21 protein-coding genes and 1 pseudogene are annotated in these 23,432 nt (G+C 41.3%); 1 reads left to right on the forward strand and 21 read right to left on the reverse strand.

Translation table 11 applies throughout. The annotated features are described in order from the left end of the window. Nucleotides 1-27: 27 nt before the first annotated feature. The 19 genes from EAE91_RS02460 to EAE91_RS02550 are packed head-to-tail and all read right to left on the reverse strand — an operon-like array spanning nucleotide 28 to nucleotide 22,503. Entirely contained in the window at nucleotides 28-996 is a 969-nt protein-coding gene (locus tag EAE91_RS02460) for a hypothetical protein (RefSeq protein ID WP_214087107.1), read from the reverse strand. Then, complete coding sequence (locus EAE91_RS02465; RefSeq protein WP_214087108.1) at nucleotides 993-1,961, reverse strand: hypothetical protein; 969 nt, start codon at nucleotides 1,959-1,961, stop codon at nucleotides 993-995. Before EAE91_RS02465 ends, EAE91_RS02460 begins: the two co-directional genes overlap by 4 nt. Next, nucleotides 1,958-2,926, reverse strand: coding sequence for a hypothetical protein (locus EAE91_RS02470; protein ID WP_214087109.1), 969 nt, complete (start codon nucleotides 2,924-2,926; stop codon nucleotides 1,958-1,960). The genes EAE91_RS02465 and EAE91_RS02470 overlap by 4 nt, the downstream gene beginning before the upstream one ends. Continuing rightward, a complete protein-coding gene (locus tag EAE91_RS02475; protein WP_214087110.1) occupies nucleotides 2,923-3,891 on the reverse strand; it encodes a hypothetical protein in 969 nt (322 codons plus the stop codon). Before EAE91_RS02475 ends, EAE91_RS02470 begins: the two co-directional genes overlap by 4 nt. Continuing rightward, entirely contained in the window at nucleotides 3,888-4,856 is a 969-nt protein-coding gene (locus EAE91_RS02480; RefSeq protein WP_214087111.1) for a hypothetical protein, read from the reverse strand. Before EAE91_RS02480 ends, EAE91_RS02475 begins: the two co-directional genes overlap by 4 nt. Further along, the gene (locus tag EAE91_RS02485; protein ID WP_214087112.1) at nucleotides 4,853-5,821 is read right to left on the reverse strand and encodes a hypothetical protein; all 969 of its coding nucleotides are present in this window, start codon (nucleotides 5,819-5,821) and stop codon (nucleotides 4,853-4,855) included. Before EAE91_RS02485 ends, EAE91_RS02480 begins: the two co-directional genes overlap by 4 nt. Beyond that, the gene (locus tag EAE91_RS02490; RefSeq protein WP_214087113.1) at nucleotides 5,818-6,786 is read right to left on the reverse strand and encodes a hypothetical protein; all 969 of its coding nucleotides are present in this window, start codon (nucleotides 6,784-6,786) and stop codon (nucleotides 5,818-5,820) included. The genes EAE91_RS02485 and EAE91_RS02490 overlap by 4 nt, the downstream gene beginning before the upstream one ends. Next, nucleotides 6,783-7,751, reverse strand: coding sequence for a hypothetical protein (locus tag EAE91_RS02495; RefSeq protein WP_214087114.1), 969 nt, complete (start codon nucleotides 7,749-7,751; stop codon nucleotides 6,783-6,785). The genes EAE91_RS02490 and EAE91_RS02495 overlap by 4 nt, the downstream gene beginning before the upstream one ends. Next, a complete protein-coding gene (locus EAE91_RS02500) occupies nucleotides 7,748-8,716 on the reverse strand; it encodes a hypothetical protein (protein ID WP_214087115.1) in 969 nt (322 codons plus the stop codon). Before EAE91_RS02500 ends, EAE91_RS02495 begins: the two co-directional genes overlap by 4 nt. Then, on the reverse strand, nucleotides 8,713-9,681 hold the full coding sequence (locus tag EAE91_RS02505) for a hypothetical protein (protein WP_214087116.1): 969 nt from the start codon (nucleotides 9,679-9,681) through the stop codon (nucleotides 8,713-8,715). Before EAE91_RS02505 ends, EAE91_RS02500 begins: the two co-directional genes overlap by 4 nt. Next, complete coding sequence (locus EAE91_RS02510; protein WP_214087117.1) at nucleotides 9,678-10,646, reverse strand: hypothetical protein; 969 nt, start codon at nucleotides 10,644-10,646, stop codon at nucleotides 9,678-9,680. The genes EAE91_RS02505 and EAE91_RS02510 overlap by 4 nt, the downstream gene beginning before the upstream one ends. Next, on the reverse strand, nucleotides 10,643-11,611 hold the full coding sequence (locus tag EAE91_RS02515) for a hypothetical protein (protein ID WP_214087118.1): 969 nt from the start codon (nucleotides 11,609-11,611) through the stop codon (nucleotides 10,643-10,645). The genes EAE91_RS02510 and EAE91_RS02515 overlap by 4 nt, the downstream gene beginning before the upstream one ends. Then, nucleotides 11,608-12,576, reverse strand: a complete 969-nt coding sequence (locus EAE91_RS02520) for a hypothetical protein (RefSeq protein ID WP_214087119.1) — start codon at nucleotides 12,574-12,576, stop codon at nucleotides 11,608-11,610. The genes EAE91_RS02515 and EAE91_RS02520 overlap by 4 nt, the downstream gene beginning before the upstream one ends. Further along, nucleotides 12,573-13,541: a hypothetical protein gene (locus EAE91_RS02525; protein ID WP_214087120.1), complete on the reverse strand. Its 969-nt coding sequence runs from the start codon at nucleotides 13,539-13,541 to the stop codon at nucleotides 12,573-12,575. The genes EAE91_RS02520 and EAE91_RS02525 overlap by 4 nt, the downstream gene beginning before the upstream one ends. Then, complete coding sequence (locus EAE91_RS02530) at nucleotides 13,538-14,506, reverse strand: hypothetical protein (protein ID WP_214087121.1); 969 nt, start codon at nucleotides 14,504-14,506, stop codon at nucleotides 13,538-13,540. Before EAE91_RS02530 ends, EAE91_RS02525 begins: the two co-directional genes overlap by 4 nt. Then, a complete protein-coding gene (locus EAE91_RS02535; RefSeq protein WP_214087122.1) occupies nucleotides 14,503-17,517 on the reverse strand; it encodes a toxin VasX in 3,015 nt (1,004 codons plus the stop codon). The genes EAE91_RS02530 and EAE91_RS02535 overlap by 4 nt, the downstream gene beginning before the upstream one ends. Further along, nucleotides 17,514-18,746 carry a DUF4123 domain-containing protein gene (locus EAE91_RS02540; RefSeq protein ID WP_214087123.1) on the reverse strand — a complete coding sequence of 411 codons (1,233 nt, stop codon included), beginning with the start codon at nucleotides 18,744-18,746 and terminating at the stop codon, nucleotides 17,514-17,516. The genes EAE91_RS02535 and EAE91_RS02540 overlap by 4 nt, the downstream gene beginning before the upstream one ends. Beyond that, a complete protein-coding gene (locus tag EAE91_RS02545) occupies nucleotides 18,743-20,755 on the reverse strand; it encodes a type VI secretion system Vgr family protein (protein WP_214087124.1) in 2,013 nt (670 codons plus the stop codon). The genes EAE91_RS02540 and EAE91_RS02545 overlap by 4 nt, the downstream gene beginning before the upstream one ends. A gap of 14 nt (nucleotides 20,756-20,769) precedes the next feature. Beyond that, the gene (locus tag EAE91_RS02550) at nucleotides 20,770-22,503 is read right to left on the reverse strand and encodes a type VI secretion system baseplate subunit TssF (RefSeq protein WP_244868629.1); all 1,734 of its coding nucleotides are present in this window, start codon (nucleotides 22,501-22,503) and stop codon (nucleotides 20,770-20,772) included. A gap of 268 nt (nucleotides 22,504-22,771) precedes the next feature. On the opposite strand from EAE91_RS02550, the gene EAE91_RS02555 reads away from it, so the two are divergent. Continuing rightward, on the forward strand, nucleotides 22,772-23,035 hold the full coding sequence (locus EAE91_RS02555; RefSeq protein ID WP_214052259.1) for a PAAR domain-containing protein: 264 nt from the start codon (nucleotides 22,772-22,774) through the stop codon (nucleotides 23,033-23,035). A gap of 53 nt (nucleotides 23,036-23,088) precedes the next feature. Here the strand turns inward: EAE91_RS02555 and EAE91_RS02560 are convergent, their stop codons facing one another. Continuing rightward, entirely contained in the window at nucleotides 23,089-23,268 is a 180-nt protein-coding gene (locus EAE91_RS02560) for a PAAR domain-containing protein (protein WP_214087126.1), read from the reverse strand. A gap of 2 nt (nucleotides 23,269-23,270) precedes the next feature. Continuing rightward, nucleotides 23,271-23,432: pseudogene (locus EAE91_RS24880) on the reverse strand (Imm52 family immunity protein); the annotation flags it as partial.

The raw sequence follows: 23,432 nt of genomic DNA on the forward strand, positions 1-23,432 counted from the left end.
AATTGCAGCGCTATTGGCGCTGTTTTTTCATTTGTTTTCTTCATCATCAGGGGGACCTAAGCGATCCAATTCTGCCAAAATCAAAGGAATTTGAGCTTCTAAATCGGCAGGTCTTTTATCTTTACTCCACCAAATAAGCGGTTCACGGCGTTTATAATCCACTTTACTGACTGCCTCTTTGCCGTTTAATAAGAATTTCACCATAAAGGCGACCGCCAGAGCTTTATCATTGCCACTACTTAAAAAAGCAAAAGAATAACTGCTGACGTTAGGGATAAAACCCCGCCCGATAAGTTGATTGTTCTCGTTCAGGCCATAAACTTTGAGGAACAGAATATTAGTTTTTTCTGCCATGCCTACTTGTGGATAGCGAGCGGCATAGGCTTTGCCTTTATACCAAGTATAAAAGATCTGCCGTTCGCGATCGATAATTAATGGTGCTTGACGGCGTAAGAAAAAGATGGCCCAGACAAAAGGTGGGATAATTATTAGATAAAGGAGTATGAAGCCTATATCAATTTTGATAATCCGTGAACTACTAGGATAAAAGGTATAGCGATAGTGAAGATATTTTCTCAAAGATATCTCTTTATCGTTACCAATATAACGGGCATTTTCCATATAGCTGGGTAGATCACTGCGTAGATAAAATTCGTCACCGTATTCCTCTTTTACTAAATTGACCCACTGATGAATACCTTTCTCATCATTTTTACGATCTTTGATAAATCCATTAATATTTAGAATAAGGCTACTAATGATCCCTAATGTAACCGGGATTAGGGTAATACTCCGGGCGCGGCGTTGAGTGTTACGGATATGGCATTCCTTATTATCAAGGTAGTCTAATATTTCTACATGCTTAATTGTTTCCTCATCTTTAATATCCGGTGGTGCTGCCAGAAGTTCTTTTTCCCAGCGAGCCAGCCGTTGGGCTGGCAATGGATGGATAGTGGGAAACCATTTTTTGAGTAAGTTTTTTAATCGTTGTTTCATTCGGAAAGATCTTCATCAGGGGGACCTAAGCGATCCAATTCGGCCAGAATCAACGGAATTTGAGCTTCTAAATCGGCGGGTTTTTTATCTTTACTCCACCAAATAAGCGGCTCACGACGTTTATAATCCACCTTACTGACCGCCTCTTTACCATTTAATAAGAATTTCACCATAAAAGTCAGCGCCAGACCTTTATCATTACCACTGCTTAAGAAAGCAAAAGAATAACTGCTGACGTTAGGGATAAAACCACGCCCGACAAGGTTATTATTTTCGTCTAGGCCATAAACTTTGAAGAACAGAATATTAGTTTTTTCTGCCATGCCTACTTGTGGATAGCGAGCGACATAGGCTTTACCTTTATACCAAGTGTAAAAGATCTGCCGTTCACGGTCGATAATTAATGGTGCCTGACGGCGTAAGAAAAAGATGGCCCAGACAAAAGGAGGAATAATCAGTAGATAGAGTAGCAGAAAACCTATATCGACTTTAAAAAGGTAGTCGCTATATCGATAATAATTATATCGATAATGTAAGTACTTTCTCAGGGACAGATTTTTATCATCACCAATATAATTCATACCGTTCAAATAGTCAGGAAGGTCATCGCGTAGATAAAATTTCTCCCCATATTCTTTTTTAGCTACATCAACCCAATGATAAATTTCTGACTCATTACTCTTTCGTTCTTCTATGAAATCATTTGCCGTTAATAACATACTGGTAATTAGTCCCAGTGTTACAGGGATCAAAGTAATACTCCGGGCGCGGCGTTGAGTGTTACGGATATGGCATTCCTTATTATCAAGGTAGTCCAATATTTCCACGTGCTTAATGGTTTCTTCATCCTTAATATCTGGCGGTGCTGCCAGAATTTCTTTTTCCCAACGAACCAGCCGTTGGGCTGGCAATGGATGAATAGTAGGAAACCATTTTTTAAGTAAATGTTTTAATCGTTGTTTCATTCGGAAAGATCTTCATCAGGGGGACCTAAGCGATCCAATTCGGCCAGAATCAACGGAATTTGAGCTTCTAAATCGGCAGGTCTTTTATCTTTACTCCACCAGATAAGCGGTTCACGACGTTTATAATCCACCTTACTGACCGCTTCTTTGCCGTTTAATAAAAACTTCACCATAAAGGCGACTGCCAAAGCTTTATCATTGCCACTACTTAAGAAAGCAAAAGTATAACTGCTGACATTAGGGATAAAACCACGTCCGATAAGTTTATTATTTTCGTCTAGCCCATATATTTTGAGATACAAAATATTAGCTTTTTCCACCATGCCTAATTGTGGATAACGGGCGGCATAAGCTTTACCTTGGTACCAAGTGTAGAAAATCTGTCGTTCACGGTCAATAATTAATGGTGCCTGACTCTGCCAAAAAAATATACAATATACAAAGGGTGGAATAATCAATAGATAAAGTAGCAGGAAGCTTATATCAATTATGAGCAATCTAGTACTGCTTGGGTAAAAAGTATAACGATAATATAAATACTTCCTTAGTGATATTTCTTTATCATTACCAATATAACGGGCATTTTCCATATAGTCTGGTAAATCGTCACGCAGATAAAACTTTTCTCCATATTTTTCTTTTACTAGCTCTACCCAGGAATGAATATCTGATTCAGTATCCTTTCGTTCTTTCATAAAATCATTCACAGTTAATACTAGACTGGTAATTAGTCCTAGTGTAACAGGAATTAGAGTAATACTCCTAAAACGGCGTTGAGGATTGCGGATATGACACTCCTTATCATCAAGGTAGTCCAGTATTTCCACATGTTTAATGGTTTCTGCATCCTTAATATCTGGCGGTGCCGCCAGAATCTCTTTTTCCCAACAAACCAGCCGTTGGGCTGGCAAAGGATGAATAGTAGGAAACCATTTTTTAAGTAAATGTTTTAATCGCTGTTTCATTCGGAAAGATCTTCATCAGGGGGACCTAAGCGATCCAATTCGGCCAGAATCAACGGAATTTGAGCGTCTAAATCGGCAGGTCTTTTATCTTTACTCCACCAGATAAGCGGCTCACGGCGTTCATAATCCACCTTACTGACTGCCTCTTTGCCATTTAATAAGAATTTCACCATAAAAGCCAGCGCCAGACCTTTATCATTGCCACTGCTTAAAAAAGCAAAAGAATAACTGCTGACGTTAGGGATAAAACCACGCCCGATAAGTTTATTGTTCTCGTCTAGGCCATAAACTTTGAGGAACAGAATATTAGTTTTTTCTGCCATGCCTACTTGTGGATAGCGGGCGACATAAGCTTTGCCTTTATACCAGGTGTAAAAGATCTGTCGTTCGCGATCGATAATTAATGGTGCTTGTCGGAGAGAGAAAAACACACCCCAAACAAAAGGTGGAATAATCAGTAGGTAAAGTAGCAAAAATGCCATATCAGTTAAAAAAATATCATTACTATATTTATAATAATTATAGCGATAATGCAGATATTTTCTCAGAGAGATTTCTTTATCGTTACCAATATAACGGGCATCTTCCATATAATTGGGCAAATCATTGCGCAAATAAAACTCTTCGCCATATTTCCCCTTTACCAACTCTATCCAATCACGAAGATTAGATTCAGCAATTTTTCGCTCTTCTATAAAATCATTCACTGTTAATAACAGGCTAGTAATTAATCCTAGTGTTACCGGGATTAAGGTAATACTTCGGAAGCGACGCTGGGGATTTCTAACCCAGCATTCCTTATCGTTAAGGCTGTCCAGTATTTCCACGTGCTTAATGGTTTCTGCATCCTTAATATCTGGTGGTGCTGCCAGAAGTTCTTTTTCCCAGCGAGCTAGCCGTTGGACTGGCAATGGATGAATAGTGGGAAACCATTTTTTGAATAAGTTTTTTAATCGTTGTTTCATTCGGAAAGATCTTCATCAGGGGGACCTAAGCGATCCAATTCTGCCAGAATAAATGGAATTTGAGCGTCTAAATCGGCGGGTCTTTTATCTTTACTCCACCAGATAAGCGGCTCACGGCGTTTATAATTCACTTTACTGACTGCCTCTTTGCCATTTAATAAGAATTTCACCATAAAGGCGACTGCCAGAGCTTTATCATTGCCACTACTTAAGAAAGCAAAAGAATAACTGCTGACGTTAGGGATAAAACCACGCCCGATAAGTTGATTGTTTTCGTCCAGGCCATAAACTTTGAGGAACAGGATATTAGTTTTTTCTGCCATGCCTACTTGGGGATAGCGGGCGGCATAAGCTTTGCCTTTATACCAGGTGTAAAAAATTTGCCGTTCACGGTCGATAATTAATGGAGCTTGACGGCGTAAGAAAAAGATGGCCCAGACAAAAGGAGGTATAATCAGTAGATAGAGTAGCAGAAATGTTATATCAGTTACCAAAATATCATTACTATATCTATAATGGTTATAGCGATAATACAGGTATTTTCTTAAGGAAATTTCTTTATCATGGGCAATGTATTCATATTTTTTAAGAAAATTTGGTAGAGCAGGATCCAAATAAAACTTCTCACCATAATCTTTTTTTGCATCATTAACAGACCAAAGCAGGTTCTTTTCCGCTGCCCGCCATGTTTCAATAAAATCGTTAACGTTTAGTACTAGGCTACTAATAATCCCCAGTGTGACCGGGATCAAAGCAATACTCCGGGCACGGCGTTGGGTGTTGCGGATATGACATTCTTTATTATCAAGGTAGTCCAGTATTTCCACGTGCTTAATGGTTTCTGCATCCTTAATATCTGGTGGTGCTGCCAGAATTTCTTTTTCCCAGCGTGCCAGCCGTTGGGCTGGCAATGGATGAATAGTAGGAAACCATTTTTTGAGTAAGTTTTTTAATCGTTGTTTCATTCGGAAAGCTCTTCATCAGGGGGACCCAGGCGATCCAATTCGGCCAGAATAAATGGAATTTGAGCTTCTAAATCGGCGGGTCTTTTATCTTTACTCCACCAGATAAGCGGCTCACGGCGTTTATAATCCACCTTACTGACTGCCTCTTTGCCATTTAATAAGAATTTCACCATAAAAGCCAGCGCCAGACCTTTATCATTGCCACTACTTAAGAAAGCAAAAGAATAACTGCTGACATTAGGGATAAAACCACGCCCGATAAGTTGATTGTTCTCGTCCAGACCATAGACTTTGAGGAACAGAATATTAGTTTTTTCTGCCATGCCTACTTGTGGATAGCGGGCGACATAAGCTTTGCCTTTATACCAGGTGTAAAAGATCTGTCGTTCGCGATCGATAATTAATGGTGCCTGACGGCGTGAAAAAAACACTCCCCAGACAAAAGGAGGGATAATTAGCAGATAGAGCAGCAAGAAACCTATATCAATTTTGAGAAGTCTGGAACTACTTGGATAAAAGGTATATCGATAATATAAATATTTTCTTAGTGAAATTTCTTTATCATTGCCAATATAGCGTGTATCTTTCAGATAGCCCGGTAAATCATCGCGTAAGTAAAATTTCTCACCATATTCCTTTTTAGCTATATTAACCCACCGATAAATTTCTGATTCATTACTCTTTCGTTCTTCGATAAAATTGTTAACGTTTAATACAAAGCTGCTAATAATCCCCAGTGTTACTGGGATCAAGTTAATACTCCTGAAACGGCGCTGGGGATTTCTAACCCAGCACTCCTTATCATTAAGGCGATCCAGTATTTCCACATGTTTGATGGTTTCTGCATCCTTAATATCTGGTGGTGCCGCCAAAATTTCTTTTTCCCAGCGGGCCAGCCGTTGAACTGGCAATGGATGAATAGTAGGAAACCATTTTTTGATTAAATGTTTTAATCGTTGCTTCATTCGGAAAGATCTTCATCAGGGGGACCTAAGCGATCCAATTCTGCTAAAATCAAAGGAATTTGAGCTTCTAAATCGGCGGGTCTTTTATCTTTACTCCACCAAATAAGAGGCTCACGGCGTTTATAATTCACTTTACTGACTGCCTCTTTGCCATTTAATAAGAATTTCACCATAAAAGCCAGCGCCAGACCTTTATCATTGCCACTGCTTAAAAAAGCAAAAGAATAACTGCTGACGTTAGGGATAAAACCACGCCCGATAAGTTTATTGTTCTCGTCTAGGCCATAAACTTTGAGGAACAGAATATTAGTTTTTTCTGCCATGCCTACTTGTGGATAGCGAGCGGCATAGGCTTTACCTTTATACCAGGTGTAAAAAATCTGTCGTTCATGGTCGATAATTAATGGTGCCTGACGGCGTAAGAAAAAGATGGCCCAGACAAAAGGAGGAATAATCAGTAGATAGAGTAGCAGAAAACCTATATCAATTTTCAAAAAAGAGTCACTATGCCGATAATAGTTATAACGGTAATATAAATATTTTCTTAGGGAGATTTCTTTATCGTTACCAATATAACGAGCATTTTCCATATAATCGGGTAGATCATTGCGTAGATAAAATTCGTCACCATATTCCTCTTTTACTAAATTGACCCACTGATGAATACCTCTCTCATCAATTTTCCGTTCTTTGATAAATTCGTTAATATTTAGAATAAGACTACTAAGAATCCCTAATGTAACTGGGATCAAGGCAATACTCCGAGCGCGGCGTTGGGTATTGCGAATATGGCATTCTTTATTATCAAGGTAGTCCAATATCTCCACGTGCTTAATGGTTTCTGTATCCTTAATATCCGGTGGTGCTGCCAGAATTTCTTTTTCCCAGCGAGCCAGCCGTTGGGCTGGCAGTGGATGGATAGTGGGAAACCATTTTTTGAGTAAGTTTTTTAATCGTTGTTTCATTCGGAAAGATCTTCATCAGGGGGACCTAGGCGATCCAATTCTGCCAGAATCAACGGAATTTGAGCATCTAAATCGGCGGGTCTTTTATCTTTACTCCACCAGATAAGCGGCTCACGGCGTTTATAATCCACCTTACTGACCGCCTCTTTGCCGTTTAATAAGAATTTCACCATAAAGGCGACTGCCAGCGCTTTATCATTGCCACTACTTAAGAAGGCAAAAGAATAACTGCTGACGTTAGGGATAAAACCACGCCCGATAAGTTGATTGTTTTCGTCCAGGCCATAAACTTTGAGATAAAAAATATTAGTTTTTTCCCCCATGCCTACTTGTGGATAGCGGGCGGCATAGGCTTTGCCTTTGTACCAGGTGTAAAAAATTTGCCGTTCACGGTCGATAATTAATGGTGCTTGTCGGAGAGAGAAAAACACACCCCAAACAAAAGGTGGAATAATCAGTAGGTAAAGTAGCAAAAATGCCATATCAGTTAAAAAAATATCATTACTATATTTATAATAATTATAGCGATAATGCAGATATTTTCTCAGAGAGATTTCTTTATCGTTACCAATATAACGTGCATTTTCCATATAATCAGGTAAATCATTGCGTAGATAAAATTTATCACCATATTCCTCTTTGACTAAATTAACCCAACGGTGAATGCCTATTTCATTTTTTTTTCTCGATTCTATAAAATCATTAACATTTAACACTAGGCTGCTAATAATCCCTAATGTAACTGGGATCAAGGCAATACTTCGGGCGCGGCGTTGAGTATTATGAACATGACATTCCTTATTATCAAGGTAGTCTAGTATTTCCACATGTTTAATGGTTTCTGCATTCTTAATATCCTGTGGTACCGCCAGAATTTCTTTCTCCCAGCGTGCCAGCCGTTGGGCTGGCAATGGATGAATAGTGGGAAACCATTTTTTGAGTAAGTTTTTTAATCGTTGTTTCATTCGGAAAGATCTTCATCGGGGGGACCTAAGCGATCCAATTCGGCCAAAATCAACGGAATTTGAGCGTCTAAATCGGCAGGTCTTTTATCTTTACTCCACCAGATAAGCGGCTCACGGCGTTTATAATCCACTTTACTGACCGCCTCTTTGCCATTTAATAAGAATTTCACCATAAAAGCTAGCGCCAGACCTTTATCATTGCCACTGCTTAAAAGAGCAAAAGTATAACTGCTGACATTAGGGATAAAGACACGTTCGATAAGGTTATTATTTTCATCCAATCCGTAGACTTTGAGATACAGAATATTGGTTTTTTCCAGCATACCTAATTGTGGATAACGGGCAGCATAGGCTTTACCTTTATGCCAGGTATAGAAAATCTGTCGTTCACGGTCGATAATTAATGGTGCCTGACGGCTCCAGAAAAATATGCAATAAACAAAAGGTGGAATAACCAGTAGATAGAGCAATAAAAATGCCATATCAGTTATTAAAATATTACTGCTATATCTATAATGGTTATAGCGATAATACAGGTATTTTCTTAAGGAAATTTCTTTATCATGGGCAATGTATTCATATTTTTTAAGAAAATCTGGTAGAGCAGGATCCAAATAAAACTTCTCACCATAATCTTTTTTTGCATCATTAACAGACCAAAGCAGGTTCTTTTCCGCTGCCCGCCATGTTTCAATAAAATCGTTAACGTTTAACACCAGACTGCTAATAATCCCCAGAGTTACTGGGATCAAGTTAATACTCCTGAAGCGACGCTGGGGATTTCTAACCCAACACTCCTTATCATTAAGGCGATCCAGTATTTCCACATGTTTGATGGTTTCTGCATCCTTAATATATGGTGGTACTGCCAGAATTTCTTTTTCCCAGCGGACCAGCCGTTGGGCTGGCAGTGGATGGATAGTGGGAAACCATTTTTTGAGTAAGTTTTTTAATCGTTGTTTCATTCGGAAAGATCTTCATCAGGGGGACCCAGGCGATCCAATTCTGCCAAAATCAATGGAATTTGAGCTTCTAAATCGGCAGGTCTTTTATCTTTACTCCACCAAATAAGCGGTTCACGGCGTTTATAATCTACTTTACTGACCGCCTCTTTGCCGTTTAATAAGAATTTCACCATAAAGGCGACTGCCAGACCTTTATCATTGCCACTACTTAAGAAAGCAAAAGTATAGCTGCTGACATTAGGGATAAAGACACGTTCGATAAGGTTATTATTTTCATCCAATCCGTAGACTTTGAGATACAGAATATTGGTTTTTTCCAACATACCTAATTGTGGATAACGTGCAGCATAGGCTTTACCTTTATGCCAGGTGTAGAAAATCTGTCGTTCACGGTCGATAATTAATGGTGCCTGACGTCTCCAGAAAAATATGCAATAAACAAAAGGTGGAATAACCAGTAGATAGAGTAGTAGGAAGCCTATATCAATTTTCAAAAAAGAGTCGCTATGCCGATAGTAATTATAACGGTAATGTAAATATTTTCTCAGTGAAATTTCTTTATCATTACCAATATAGCGAGCATTTTCCATATAATCGGGTAAGTCATCACGTAGATAAAATTCGTCACCATATTCCTCTTTTACTAGATTGACCCACCGATGGATCCCAGCTTCATCATTTTTACGGTCTTCGATAAATCCGTTAATATTCAAAATAAGACTACTAATAATCCCTAATGTAACAGGGATTAGATTAATACTCCTAAAACGGCGTTGAGGATTGCGGATATGACACTCTTTATCATCAAGATAGTCCAGTATTTCCACATGTTTGATGGTTTCTGCATCCCTAATATCTGGTGGTGCTGCCAGAATCTCTTTTTCCCAGCATGCCAGCCGTTGGGCTGGCAATGGATGAATAGTGGGAAACCATTTTTTGAGTATATTTTTCAATCGTTGTTTCATTCGGAAAGATCTTCATCAGGGGGACCTAAGCGATCCAATTCTGCCAAAATCAATGGAATTTGAGCGTCTAAATCGGCGGGTCTTTTATCTTTACTCCACCAGATAAGCGGCTCACGACGTTTATAATCCACTTTACTGACTGCCTCTTTACCATTTAATAAGAATTTCACCATAAAGGCGACTGCCAGCGCTTTATCATTACCACTGCTTAAAAAAGCAAAAGTATAACTGCTGACATTAGGGATAAAGCCACGTCCTATAAGGTTATTATTTTCATCCAGTCCGTAGACTTTTAGGAAAAAAATATTAGTTTTTTCTGCCATACCGACTTGTGGATAACGAGCAACATAGGCTTTGCCTTTATACCAGGTATAAAAGATCTGCCGTTCGCGATCGATAATTAATGGTGCCTGGCGGCGTAAGAAAAAGATGGCCCAGACAAAAGGAGGAATAATCAGCAGATAGAGCAGAAGGAAACTTATATCAATTATGAGCAATCGGGTGCTACTTGGGTAAAAAGTATAACGATAATATAAATATTTCCTTAGTGAAATTTCTTTATCATTACCAATATAACGAGCATCTTCCATATAATCAGGTAAATCATTCCGTAGATAAAATTCTTCTCCATATTTTTTCTTCGCCAAGTTTACCCAACTATGAATCCACGTTTCATTCTTTTTTCGCGATTCTATAAAATCATTAACGTTTAATACCAGGCTACTGATGAGCCCCAGTGTAACCGGGATTAAAGCAATACTCCGAGCGCGGCGTTGAGTGTTACGAATACGGCATTCCTTATTATCAAGGTAGTCTAGTACTTCCACATGCTTAATAGTATCTTCATTCTTAATATCTGGTGGTACCGCCAGAATTTCTTTTTCCCAGCGTGCCAGCCGTTGGGCTGGCAATGGATGGATAGTGGGAAACCATTTTTTGAGTAAGTTTTTTAATCGCTGTTTCATTCGGAAAGATCTTCATCAGGGGGACCTAAGCGATCCAATTCTGCCAAAATCAAAGGAATTTGAGCGTCTAAATCGGCAGGTCTTTTATCTTTACTCCACCAGATAAGCGGCTCACGGCGTTTATAATCCACTTTACTGACCACCTCTTTGCCGTTTAATAAGAATTTTACCATAAAGGCGACTGCCAGCGCTTTATCATTGCCACTGCTTAAAAAAGCAAAAGTATAGCTGCTGACATTAGGGATAAAGACACGTTCGATAAGGTTGTTATTTTCATCCAGTCCGTAGACTTTGAGATACAGAATATTGGTTTTTTCCAACATACCTAATTGTGGATAACGGGCAGCATAGGCTTTACCTTTATGCCAAGTGTAGAAAATCTGTCGTTCACGGTCGATAATTAATGGTGCCTGACGTCTCCAGAAAAATATGCAATATACAAAGGGTGGAATAATCAGTAGGTAAAGTAGCAGGAAACTTATATCAATTATGAGTAGTTGAGAGCTACTTGGGAAAAAAGTATAACGATAATATAAATATTTCCTTAATGAAATTTCTTTATCGTTACCGATATAACGGACATCTTCCATATCAGCAGGTAGATCATTACGTAGATAAAATTTTTCGCCATAGTCTTTTTTTGCATAACCGACCCATCTATGAATAGCTTCCTCATTTTTTTTTCTTGATTCTATAAAATCGTTAACATTTAACACCAGACTACTAATAATCCCCAGAGTAACTGGAATTAGAACAATACTCCGATAACGACGCTGAGGATTCCTAACCCAGCACTCCTTATTATTAAGGTTATCTAATATCTCCACATGTTTAATGGTTTTTTCATCCTTAATATCCGGTGGTACCGCCAGAATTTCTTTTTCCCAGCGCGCCAGTCGTTTGGCTGGCAGTGGGTGAATAGTGGGAAACCATTTTTTGAGTAAGTTTTTTAATCGTTGTTTCATTCGGAAAGATCTTCATCAGGGGGACCTAAGCGATCCAATTCTGCCAAAATCAATGGAATTTGAGCATCTAAATCGGCGGGTCTTTTATCTTTACTCCACCAAATAAGCGGCTCACGGCGTTTATAATCCACCTTACTGACCGCCTCTTTGCCGTTTAATAAGAATTTCACCATAAAGGCGACTGCCAGACCTTTATCATTGCCACTGCTTAAAAAAGCAAAAGAATAACTGCTGACGTTAGGGATAAAACCACGCCCGATAAGTTGATTGTTTTCGTCCAGTCCATACACTTTGAGATAAAAAATATTAGTTTTTTCCCCCATGCCTACTTGTGGATAGCGGGCGGCATAGGCTTTACCTTTGTACCAGGTGTAAAAAATTTGCCATTCACGGTCGATAATTAATGGCGCTTGTCGGAGAGAAAAAAACACACCCCAAACAAAAGGTGGAATAATCAGTAGGTAAAGTAGTAAAAATGCCATATCGGTTAAAAAAATATCATCACTATATTTATAATAATTATAGCGATAATGCAGATATTTTCTCAGAGAGATTTCTTTATCGTTACCAATATAACGGGCATCTTCCATATAATTGGGCAAATCATTGCGAAAATAAAACTCTTCGCCATATTTTCCCTTTACCAACTCTATCCAATAACGAAGATTAGATTCAGCACTTTTTCGCTCTTCTATAAAATCATTCACTGTTAATAACAGGCTAGTAATTAATCCTAGTGTTACCGGGATTAAGGTAATACTTCGGAAGCGACGTTGGGGATTTCTAACCCAGCATTCCTTATCGTTAAGGCTATCCAGTATTTCCACGTGCTTAATGGTTTCCTCGTTCTTGATATCCGGTGGTGCCGCCAGAATCTCTTTTTCCCAACGAGCCAGCCGTTGGGCTGGCAAAGGATGAATAGTGGGAAACCATTTTTTAAGTAAGTTTTTTAATCGTTGCTTCATTCGGAAAGATCTTCATCAGGGGGACCTAAGCGATCCAATTCGGCCAAAATCAACGGAATTTGAGCTTCTAAATCGGCAGGTCTTTTATCTTTACTCCACCAGATAAGCGGCTCACGGCGTTTATAATCCACTTTACTGACCGCCTCTTTACCGTTTAATAAGAATTTCACCATAAAAGCGACTGCCAGAGCTTTATCATTGCCACTACTTAAGAAGGCAAAAGAATAACTGCTGACGTTAGGGATAAAACCACGCCCGATAAGTTGATTGTTCTCGTCTAGGCCGTAGACTTTGAGGAACAGAATATTAGTTTTTTCTGCCATGCCTACTTGTGGATAGCGGGCAGCATAAGCTTTGCCTTTATACCAGGTGTAAAAAATCTGTCGTTCACGGTCGATAATTAATGGAGCTTGTCGGCGTAAAAAAAAGATGGCCCAGACAAAAGGAGGAATAATCAGTAGGTAAAGCAATAAAAATGCCATATCAGTTATTAAAATATTATTGCTATATTCATAATGGTTATAGCGATAATATAGGTATTTTCTTAGGGAAATTTCTTTATCATAAGAAATATATTCATACTTTTTAAGAAAATCCGGTAGAGCAGGATCCAAATAAAATTTCTCACCATAATCTTTTTTTGCATCGTTAACAGACCAAAGCAGATTCTTTTCTGCTGCCCGCCATGTTTCAATAAAATCGTTAACGTTTAGTACTAGGCTACTAATAATCCCCAGTGTGACCGGGATCAAAGCAATACTCCGAGCGCGGCGTTGGGTGTTGCGAATATGACACTCCTTATCATCAAGATAGTCCAGTATTTCCACGTGCTTAATGGCTTCTGCATCCTTAATATCTGGTGGTGCTGCCAGAATTTCTTTTTCCCAGCGTGCCAGCCGTTGGGCTGGCAATGGATGGATAGTGGGAAACCATTTTTTGAGTAAGTTTTTTAATCGTTGTTTCATTCGGAAAGATCTTCATCAGGGGGACCTAAGCGATCCAATTCGGCCAGAATCAACGGAATTTGAGCTTCTAAATCGGCAGGTCTTTTATCTTTACTCCACCAGATAAGCGGTTCACGACGTTTATAATCCACCTTACTGACTGCCTCTTTGCCATTTAATAAGAATTTCACCATAAAAGCCAGCGCCAAACCTTTATCATTGCCACTGCTTAAAAAAGCAAAAGAATAACTGCTGACATTAGGGATAAAACCACGCCCGATAAGTTGATTGTTCTCGTCCAGACCGTAGACTTTGAGGAACAGAATATTAGTTTTTTCTGCCATGCCTACTTGTGGATAACGAGCGGCATAGGCTTTGCCTTTATACCAGGTGTAAAAAATTTGCCGTTCACGGTCGATAATTAATGGAGCTTGACGGCGTAAGAAAAAGATGGCCCAGACAAAAGGAGGAATAATCAGTAGATAGAGTAGCAGAAAACCTATATCAATTTTCAAAAAGGAGTCGCTGTGCAGATAATAGTTATAACGGTAATGTAAATATTTTTTTAGGGAGATTTCTTTATCGTTACCAATATAACGGGCATCTTCCATATAGTCTGGTAAATCGTTACGTAGATAAAATTCTTCACCATATTTCTTCTTTACCAATGCTACCCAACTATGGATACCTGCTTCATCATTTTTACGGTCTTCGATAAATCCGTTAATATTTAAAATAAGACTACTAATAATTCCTAATGTAACAGGAATCAAAGCAATACTCCGGGCACGGCGTTGAGTGTTACGGATATGGCATTCCTTATTATCAAGGTAGTCCAATATTTCTACATGCTTAGTTGTTTCCTCATCCTTAATATCCGGTGGTGCTGCCAGAAGTTCTTTTTCCCAGCGAGCTAGCCGTTTGGTTGGCAGTGGATGAATAGTAGGAAACCATTTTTTGAGTAAGTTTTTTAGGCGTTGCTTCATAGTGTACGTTCTCCATCAAAACTGCCCTTAATGGTATTTTCTGCTGTGGGTTCTTCTCCCCATAAATAACGCAGAGGGGCAATAACATTTTCTGATTGTTCATAGTACCAGTACAATTCGCTACTGCGAGGATAAACGCCTATTGTTTCTGGGAATACTATTTCTAGTGTTGCTGTATCGCCATTTAGGGTAAGTTTGGCTTGTTCCTGAGCTTCCTTGAATTTGGTATTGCGAAAAGCATCTAGGGTATATTTGCGACGGTTAATCTCAACATAATCGACGTCTTCTCCCCAGTAAGAGGTTTTAGGAGAAGTCACAAAGATTCCGCGAATATTTGAGAGGTTTATCTGAAAAGCAGGTAAGGTGAAACGATAGGTAGTGACGCCAAATCCCTCAATTATATTTAGGCTTGGCTGAATAAACAGATTTAAAAATTCTTGATTTTCGATAACGAAATGCTTTTGCGTGTCATTATTCATGCCTCTCGCTATTTCTAATTGATTGTATATAGTAGTAGGTCTTCCCTTTTTGCCCCAAAATGCATACTTATTTCCAGCTCCCCAAAAACAGTTGTTCAGTACTTTCTCCAAATCCGACCAGGCACTGCTAGCTTGTACAATACTGCCACCGATAAGCAAACTGGCCCCCACGATTATCGCAGTGAATACACCCGCAGTCAGGAAGGTACCTGCCGCCGCTCCGATCAAGACTGCTGTTGCTAAAATGGTAGAACCTGTTCCTATAGCAACTTGGCCATAACCTTCCATGTTATTACCCACTTTGAAAGCGTTACTGGCATCATAGAAGGAGACAATTGCGCCTAAATATCCCGCCACACTACCGGCAACACGGGAAAACTGGTTGACCATTGCGATATTAATAGCAGGCACTTTTAGCCCATTCATCAGTGCTTTCACTATGGGAGAGTTTACTTTGCTAGCCAACGTCGAACCGAGAGAGGTCAAATCAGCACTCATTCCAATCACCGCAGTACTAAAGCGCAACAGGTTCATATAGGAAGATCCGGGTTGTAACGGGTTGTTGCGGGCATATTCTGTTTGCATAATCACATCGGCCAGGGTGAATGCATTCAGGAACAGGCTGACACCGGTCAATGAAGAATCAAACAGTAAACCAATAGAGGTTTTATTAGCCCCTTCTAAGGTAAAAAGCTGAACTGGCGAGTCCACACTGGTCTTAACTTCCGGCAGAGTTATCACCGGTTTATTGCCAAGTGATTCCAGGCGTTTACTCCAGTTAATCATCCGTTCTCCGATAGCCTGTTGACGTACTGCCGGGTCAGGTCGATGGCGATTCGATTTCGATTCCAGCCGTTTCAGCACTTCCTGATAGCTCTGTTCACTGAGTGCCACTCTGCCATCCGGTTCAATCACCACCCCCAGCGTGGATAACAGGGCCGGAACCAGTTGTTGGGTTATCTGGTCAATCGCTTTCTGGGGAAGCTGCCGGACATAACTTGAACCCTGATAAATTGCCTGATTAGTATAGGCGCAGACGGTTGCCAGAAAGGTCCCCATCCCCAGCAGAATATTATCGACGCCACTAATAAACGGGCCCTTAAGCATCGGTGATTTTACTTTGTCGTTATTTAGTACGGTGACAACCCCGGTGGTAATGGTGCGCCAGAAGTTGCCATCCCCGTTGCCGTCTGACTCTTTGGCTGCAAGCTTCGCTAAAACCTGCTGGCCGGGCAAGGATGATTGCAGGTTGCCGAGCAGGCCGGAGAGGATTTCACTGAAAAACCGGAACTCCAGCGCATCCTCTTCTTCCAGCGTCTCCTTTTCATCTTGCAGTGAAAAGAAGTAGTGAAAGTAATTTTGCAGCCCGCCGACTTGATAACTGAGGTCCGGGTTATCCGCAAAGGCTTCAAACAATTTCATAAACATCGCCTGACGCGCTTCAAAATCTTCGGTGACTTTTTTCAATTTCGGCCAGTCGTTGTTCCAGCGGTCCTGATGAATACTGTCATCTATTTTCTTTTTCAGCTCCGGGTTTTTGGTGGCTTTGAGCTTTTCGACATAGAAACCGATAGTCAGTGGATAGATGTTGGAGGCGTTATAGCTCTGTTGCCACAAATTCAGGATAGAATAGGCTTCCACAATGTCCCGCTGACGGCCTACCGGGTCATGCAGGATCACAATCCGCGCCTGTTCATTGAAGTGCAGATAACTGTTGATTTCCTGGATAATCTTACCGGCGTCCATTTCGTAGCTGTCCTGAGTGGTCAGCGTATCAATACTGACGTCAGCCAAATCCAGTTCATTGATGTCTTTTTCAATGATGGCCTTGATGTTGGCAAACTGTTCCTGCCGGATTTTGTAATCGACAATCAGTTTTCGAAAATACTTGTTTGAGGCGTTAACCGCAAAGAGGGATTGCTTCTGTTCGAGATTGATGAACTGCATGGTTTTCTGCCGCAGTTCAAGACTGTTGTCAATCTTAGCCAGTACCGAGGAGTGCCACGGGTGTTCACTGTAGGCGATACTGATATTGATGACATCTTTGGCGACAAACAGGAATGGATGACCTTCGCCACGAATGCCCGGCTCAGGGATAAGCCCTTCACTGGCATCTCTGCGGTTGAGGAACATGTATTTTTTAAATTTCTCTACCCGCTGTTTTTTACCGTTAACTTCTTTCTCTGACACGCAGTATTTAAAGATGTGCAGATAGCCCCGGGCCTTGCTGCCGCGGGTGGTGAGCGGGTCTTCTTCCTTGATGTATATCCAGCCGGGACGCAGCAGGCGGGCGGCATAGCCTTTGGTTTGTTGGAGTGATGAAGAGAACATCAGGGTGTGGATATCCGGCGGTGCTTCTGGTTTTTCCAGCTCCTTGCCGAAAAAGTTCACATAAGCATAGCGAACCGGGTAAATCGGTTTAACATCGCAGTCACAGGGCTGAATATAAGTATCTGCTTCAAGATTTTGTGGGAACATTTCGTAAGCTTTTTCTATTAATTTGTCGAAACGTTCCTGAATGTCAGTGGTCATAATATTTCCTTGGTTGTCAGTGTGTCGCATTGTTTGAAAAGTGAATGTGCCCGTATTTCCTGCGTTTCTGTTTGCGAGCAGGCTGACTCCCAAAACTGTTGCCAGTGAACTTCATCATCGGGCATTAAACACCTGGCGGCAACATAATAGAGTATGGCCCGCTGTTGCGTTAGCCCTTGCAGATAAGCTTGATTCGTCTGCTGTAAAACAAAAGCAGGCAGGGTGTTTTTATTCACCTGACAGCGTTCAGCCAGGTTTTCCTGAATAAAATCAATGGTTTTAAATGTAAGGCGTTGTTGCGCTTGTTGATCAAACAGTTCGCACAAGCGGCGATTGAGCGTGACAGGCGTGGGTTTTGCCTGTCGGACGTTTTCGGTGATGGTGATAATGTGGCGGGTATCGGGTTTATCACCATAGAACCACATTGCGTTGATCCCTTGCATAAAATGGGCTAGTGGCCCGTCGGACAGGGTATTAAGCAGTGTTGTCAGTGTGTTGGGATGATAGAAACGGAAAAATGCCCACGTCTGAGTCAGCTCATTTTTTAAATAGGTGAACTTACGCAGATGATTCAGTAGCGTTTCAAAAGGTTGTTCGCTTTGGATAAACAAGCTCAACTCTGCCCGGTTATCGGCATTCATAATGTATCGCTGTAGCTCTGGCTGATTGCTACTGTCTTTATGCAGTTCAACCAGATAAGGGGCGCTATCTTCCAGTGAAACTTGAGTTTCTCCCTGAAATAATCCTTGCCAGCGTAAGGAGGAAGCGAGCAGATCAGGAATGATAAATCGTCCTGCCTGTTGGTATATTGCCGCATCAATGACCGCGTAGAGATGTTCGTTATCTCCATAAACAGGTATATCAGTGGCTTGTGTCAAGATTAGATCACCACGAGCGGCAGGCAGTGGAGAGTCAACATTTTCCTGTTCTACCAATATTACGGGGTGTTGATCGCTTATCTGTTGGATATGGCGTATTAACCGTAATTCGGGCAGAGTGCTTTCCATCAAATAGGTTTGTAAGGCAATAATGTCTTGGTATTGACCGTTTGCTATTCCGAAACCGATAACGTAATTGCACAGCTTTGTTAGTGCCTCGTATTCAGTCGGCGCATAGATTAATGCTTTGGCTGAATATTGTCCGGCAGGATGTTTTTCATTACCTATCGCTTGGTAGGTGCAATTGGCAACCCAGTAATAGGCTGAATTAAATGAGGATTGCGTTTTCACTCTGATGTTTCCTTCTGTGCATCGGCTTTTCCTTTGCAATCCTGAGCGATGGGCTGTCCTTCATTGGCTGCACCGGTCAATGTTGGCACGGTGCCTGCGCTTCCCCCTTGCACTACCACCGGGCCTTTCAGAAAGATGTTGCCGTTTAGTGTGATGCCTTGCGCATCCAGAGTGATGCTTCCTGCTTTACCTCTGAGGATCAATGTATCACTGGCTTGCAGGGTATGTATTTTGGTGTGTGAGTGAATGCCTTTAATGACATTTAATTGGTAATTGCCTTTGATATCACTCTGTTTGTTTTCACCAATTTGTTGGAAATGGGAGGCGTAGATCTCTTCCTTCCAGCTATTGTTGATCCGGGTAATTTTGTCTTTCTCAATGGTTTCGAACTGATTTTTATCCACCTGAATATGTTGTTCATTCATGATACGGATAAATTCATCATTGCCGATTTTATGCCGCCGATCATTCATGACCGTGTGGCTTTCGTCGTGCTCTATTTTTTGTGTCTTATCGTGGTTAATTTGGATCAGTTGATCACGTTGAGCGTGGATATAAATCTCTTCCCGTCCTTTTTCATCCTCAAAACGTAATTCGTTAAAGCCGTTACCTTTATGCGTTTTGGTTCTGAACGTGGTGCGCGTCTTTTCCGCGGGTAAATTCAGCGGCGGGCGGTTAAGGCCGTTGTAAGTACATCCGGTAATAATAGGCCGGTCAATATCGCCGTTGAGATAGGAGATAATCACTTCCTGACCTACTCGCGGTGTTGCCAGAAAACCAAATCCGTTGCCATTCCACCCTTGTGCAACCCGCACCCAGCAAGAAGCTTGGTCGTCAGGCGCATCATAACGGTTCCAGTGAAAATGAACGCGAACCGCGCCATCTTTGTTGACGTAAATTTCTTCAGTGCCGGGCCCGACAACCGTTGCAACTTCGTCGCCGTCGGCCAATGGTTTATAGCGGTATGGCGGACGCCAATCGTTGCGGCCTGGAATGAACTGGGTGTGTGAATTCAGGGTAGTGCCGGTTCCGTTATCGCCTAAAACGGCGGGGACATGCCCGGTATGTTGGGAAGAGACGACTTGCCAGCGGTCATTCATGGCGTCAATCGGGTGGTTGGTCAATGTAAAGATTCTGCCGGGCATTAACCGAATACAATTACTGTCCGCTTGCCCTGATTTGCTATCAACACGCAAAGCTTCCAGCCGGTATTGGGTAAACGGCATGCCCTCTTTGTCTTTCTGAAAACGGCCGTAACTTTCGAAAATATGAAATGGCGTGCCGTTCTCCGCTTCAAAATCCGTGGCGTTATGCTGTAAAGCGTAATTGGGGTTGTGATAATTTCTGTCTTTTTGATCGGTAGATTCCGGGCGCATGTAGGAGCCAAGAGACCATTTGTAGATAACATTTTCTTCTACTGCGCTGGTGACGTCCGGGTTATAAATCAACGTATCCGGCGCTCTCATGTTCAGGTAGCTATCACTCAGATAGAGCCCGTCATCGGCGAACCAGAAGAAAATCCCCTCCTCAGCCGCCAGACGGGTAAAGAAATCGTAGGATGATTCCCTTTTCATGGTGACGTATTCCCGCGTTGAGTGTGGGTTATTCAAATGCATATTGGCCCGGAGTTTCTTCTGTTTCAGGATGCTTTGTAAAATATCGGGGACACTGAGCTGGTGATAAATACGGCTGTCCTGATCGAGTGTCAGCAGCCACATTTCTGGTCTGACTGTCAGGTGATACTGAGTTTGATGCCGGTTTGTGGTGCCAACTACCGCACTTTCAACCAATCCTTTCACTTCACGTTGCAGAATATCGTCACGGGTGACGGTGAACCGCCCGGTTTGGAGCAGCAGGGTGTCTGTATCAATATCTGAACGGTTTGCCGCTAATGTGAGAGACAGGGTAAATAACGATGAAAGCGCTTCATCTAATGTAAAATTCACTACCGCAAAAGTCATGGGCGGCAGATTGCCGATGGTGCAGGAAAAGCGGAGTCCGGTTTTCATAATGTTTCCTTCAATTACATGATCTTCTGATGCCCAGGCATATTGTAAAATTCCCAACATTCATTGGTGCCGTTATTGATAACGGTTAATCTGTGAAAGCTGGTTTCAACAAAACAGAGGGAGAAAGCGGTGTGTAGTGTTTTGGCAAAAGCATACATTTCTCCTTCATGTTCATAATTTTCTGGTGTTATGCGCAGTGTGATGGCTTGGCCTCTCACGGGAATGCCCTTGTCAAAATGGTAGTATGGCTCAAGGTAGATAGCGTTGAGGCCATCGGCCATGCGCTGAATATGCCGACTACGCGGGGCGTCCAGATGCGCGAAGGTATCAAGTTGTTTGACCAGAGATCTGACTGATTCAATATGACTGAGAAAAAATGGCCCAATCGACAACAAAGATAGTATCGGCCAATGCTGATGACTGTTTACGACGGCAGGAAGATCTTTTGACGCCGACACGATATTCCTGGCCTGAATATGGCTGGGTATCTGCTCGCTGGGTATACAGATTTGTCCGATGCCCAATGTCCGTGCCTGCGTATGATATCTGTGATATTGGCAGTAAAATTCGCGATAGTGGTGTTCTGTTACGGGTTTTGCCTGATGATCATAAAACGTGAGATTAATTTGATTGCCACCAAATGGCGATTCTTCCCGTATATGGTTAAAAAGTAATATGTTGTCACCGGGTTCGGCAAAATGGCAGGCGGCCAGTTGCGCGCTATTGATAAGAGGAACGCTGTGAGCAGATCCGCCAGATGCTCCATCAGGATCGGATTGGAGTTTAATGTTATCAATACTAAAGATTTCATTCGCTGCTAATACATAACGCGATTTGCCCTTTTCAAATGTTATCGGTTTTGTTCTTGCCGGAGCCAGGTTAATAACGGGTACGCAATGGGGAATAAATGCGGGTGTAATGTCCTCGATGGGAATGTTACAGTCAAATTCTAGAATAATCGTAAATTGCTTATCTTCTCCCAAAGGGAGCTCAGCGATTTCTTCCGATAAATCAAATGACATAAAGTCATTAACATGTGGCAGATAGAGGTATTCGTATAACACCTGCAACGGCCAGAAATAGTCATGTGGTCTTGGCAGGACCAAATTTTCTTTCAGGCGTGGAGCGATCTCAATAGCCAGCCACATCTCCGTCTCTTTCAGGGATGTTTTCAGATAAGTGTTGTCCAGCGATTGATCCACGTATTTGGTCAGTAAAGACGCCAGTTTTTGATCTTCTCCCAGAAAAAGCGTGACTGGCCCTGTCTTCCAGTGGGTAGTTGGGCCATGATATTGAAAGGTCAGTGATATCAGGCTCTTGTTTTCGCTGTGTGTCAGCGTTTTATGGATCAAGGTAATAGGCTCAATATTGATATCTTGAGTGGTTCTGAATGTAATGGATTGATTCTGCTGTATGGCGGAAATTTCACTGCCTTTGGCAATGTTTGTGGTTTCAGTCATGCTGCCCGGTTGCATATCTAGCTGGACAATGCTGGTTGAAGGGATCGGATGTAAAGGTATCGGCCATACCTTTCGCAAAAGAGGGTTAATGACTTCTGGGAAGCCATCATCAATTTTCTGCTTAATACCGGCAGTTAGAAGCGCAAAACCTTCCAGTACTCGGAGAACATCCGGGTCACCAGATTCAGGGGTAAATGGGGCCAGGTGTGGGTGTTCTTGTGCTGCGTTACGCAGACCATGCTTTATTTGTGAAAGTGCTTCCCGATAGAAATCTTCAAAATTTTCCATATCTACCTTTGTCTTTTTTCCGATCAAACATTAATGTAAATTTATATTTTGAGCTGATGGATATCAAGGTTGATAATTTAAATATGTGTAATTCTTGGTTTAAAACAGTTAATAAGGTAAATTTTTTAGGTGTTCTATTAACATAATTATGTAATTTATTTCAATGAGTTTTATTTAGATAAGTTTTCTTTAATCAAGTGATGGCGTCATGATAGCCAGATGTTGGAAGCTGAAATTAATATTTAATCATTAGTTAATGGAGGGAAATATGTCACGTCCTATTATTTTGGTCGGTGATTCGACTTCGCATGGTGGCAAGGTGTTAGCCGGTGATGGAAGCTTTGATGTGTTAGGGAAGAAAGCGGCTCGGGTTGGGGATGCTGTATCCTGTCCAAAATGTGGCGGTAATCAAACCATTGTGGAAGGGACGCCTAAAATAATCAGCTCCAATGGACAAATGTACGCACTGGAGGGCATGAAAACCTCTTGTGGCGCGACATTAATTGCTTCGCAAAGCCTGTTTCAAGCATAGGATGGTGGTAAAAGGCCATAATCAGTGCTTTCACTATGGGATAATTTACTTTGCTAGCCAGTGTCGAACCGAGATTCCACAATAGGAAAAACCCCTTTGTGTTTAGGACAGCTTATTAAATCACCTTTGGCGGCAACAGGCATGCCTTGATACACGTAATTATCAATGGTGGTAATGACTTTACCACCATGATCGGTTAGGTCGTTTAATCGGATTACGGCTCTGTCTGTCATACTTATATCTCTGATATTAATGGTAGTATTTGTAAATCCCGCAAGCAGATTTCAATATCATTGGCTTTATTAATATGCTCTTGGTTTTCGATGTCAAAAATATCTTTTGTCGTAATAATCAATGGACCTTTTTTGTCATTTTTATCAGAAACAGGTATTATTTT

Source organism: Photorhabdus noenieputensis (assembly GCF_018448935.1).
Lineage (GTDB): Bacteria > Pseudomonadota > Gammaproteobacteria > Enterobacterales > Enterobacteriaceae > Photorhabdus > Photorhabdus noenieputensis.

Bases quoted from the DNA above. Each gene is read 5' to 3' on its own strand.
- EAE91_RS02460 (WP_214087107.1), bottom strand. From the start codon at position 996: ATGAAACAACGATTAAAAAACTTACTCAAAAAATGGTTTCCCACTATC.
- EAE91_RS02465 (WP_214087108.1), bottom strand. From the start codon at position 1,961: ATGAAACAACGATTAAAACATTTACTTAAAAAATGGTTTCCTACTATT.
- EAE91_RS02470 (WP_214087109.1), bottom strand. From the start codon at position 2,926: ATGAAACAGCGATTAAAACATTTACTTAAAAAATGGTTTCCTACTATT.
- EAE91_RS02475 (WP_214087110.1), bottom strand. From the start codon at position 3,891: ATGAAACAACGATTAAAAAACTTATTCAAAAAATGGTTTCCCACTATT.
- EAE91_RS02480 (WP_214087111.1), bottom strand. From the start codon at position 4,856: ATGAAACAACGATTAAAAAACTTACTCAAAAAATGGTTTCCTACTATT.
- EAE91_RS02485 (WP_214087112.1), bottom strand. From the start codon at position 5,821: ATGAAGCAACGATTAAAACATTTAATCAAAAAATGGTTTCCTACTATT.
- EAE91_RS02490 (WP_214087113.1), bottom strand. From the start codon at position 6,786: ATGAAACAACGATTAAAAAACTTACTCAAAAAATGGTTTCCCACTATC.
- EAE91_RS02495 (WP_214087114.1), bottom strand. From the start codon at position 7,751: ATGAAACAACGATTAAAAAACTTACTCAAAAAATGGTTTCCCACTATT.
- EAE91_RS02500 (WP_214087115.1), bottom strand. From the start codon at position 8,716: ATGAAACAACGATTAAAAAACTTACTCAAAAAATGGTTTCCCACTATC.
- EAE91_RS02505 (WP_214087116.1), bottom strand. From the start codon at position 9,681: ATGAAACAACGATTGAAAAATATACTCAAAAAATGGTTTCCCACTATT.
- EAE91_RS02510 (WP_214087117.1), bottom strand. From the start codon at position 10,646: ATGAAACAGCGATTAAAAAACTTACTCAAAAAATGGTTTCCCACTATC.
- EAE91_RS02515 (WP_214087118.1), bottom strand. From the start codon at position 11,611: ATGAAACAACGATTAAAAAACTTACTCAAAAAATGGTTTCCCACTATT.
- EAE91_RS02520 (WP_214087119.1), bottom strand. From the start codon at position 12,576: ATGAAGCAACGATTAAAAAACTTACTTAAAAAATGGTTTCCCACTATT.
- EAE91_RS02525 (WP_214087120.1), bottom strand. From the start codon at position 13,541: ATGAAACAACGATTAAAAAACTTACTCAAAAAATGGTTTCCCACTATC.
- EAE91_RS02530 (WP_214087121.1), bottom strand. From the start codon at position 14,506: ATGAAGCAACGCCTAAAAAACTTACTCAAAAAATGGTTTCCTACTATT.
- EAE91_RS02535 (WP_214087122.1), bottom strand. From the start codon at position 17,517: ATGACCACTGACATTCAGGAACGTTTCGACAAATTAATAGAAAAAGCT.
- EAE91_RS02545 (WP_214087124.1), bottom strand. From the start codon at position 20,755: ATGAAAACCGGACTCCGCTTTTCCTGCACCATCGGCAATCTGCCGCCC.
- EAE91_RS02550 (WP_244868629.1), bottom strand. From the start codon at position 22,503: ATGGAAAATTTTGAAGATTTCTATCGGGAAGCACTTTCACAAATAAAG.
- EAE91_RS02555 (WP_214052259.1), top strand. From the start codon at position 22,772: ATGTCACGTCCTATTATTTTGGTCGGTGATTCGACTTCGCATGGTGGC.
- EAE91_RS02560 (WP_214087126.1), bottom strand. From the start codon at position 23,268: ATGACAGACAGAGCCGTAATCCGATTAAACGACCTAACCGATCATGGT.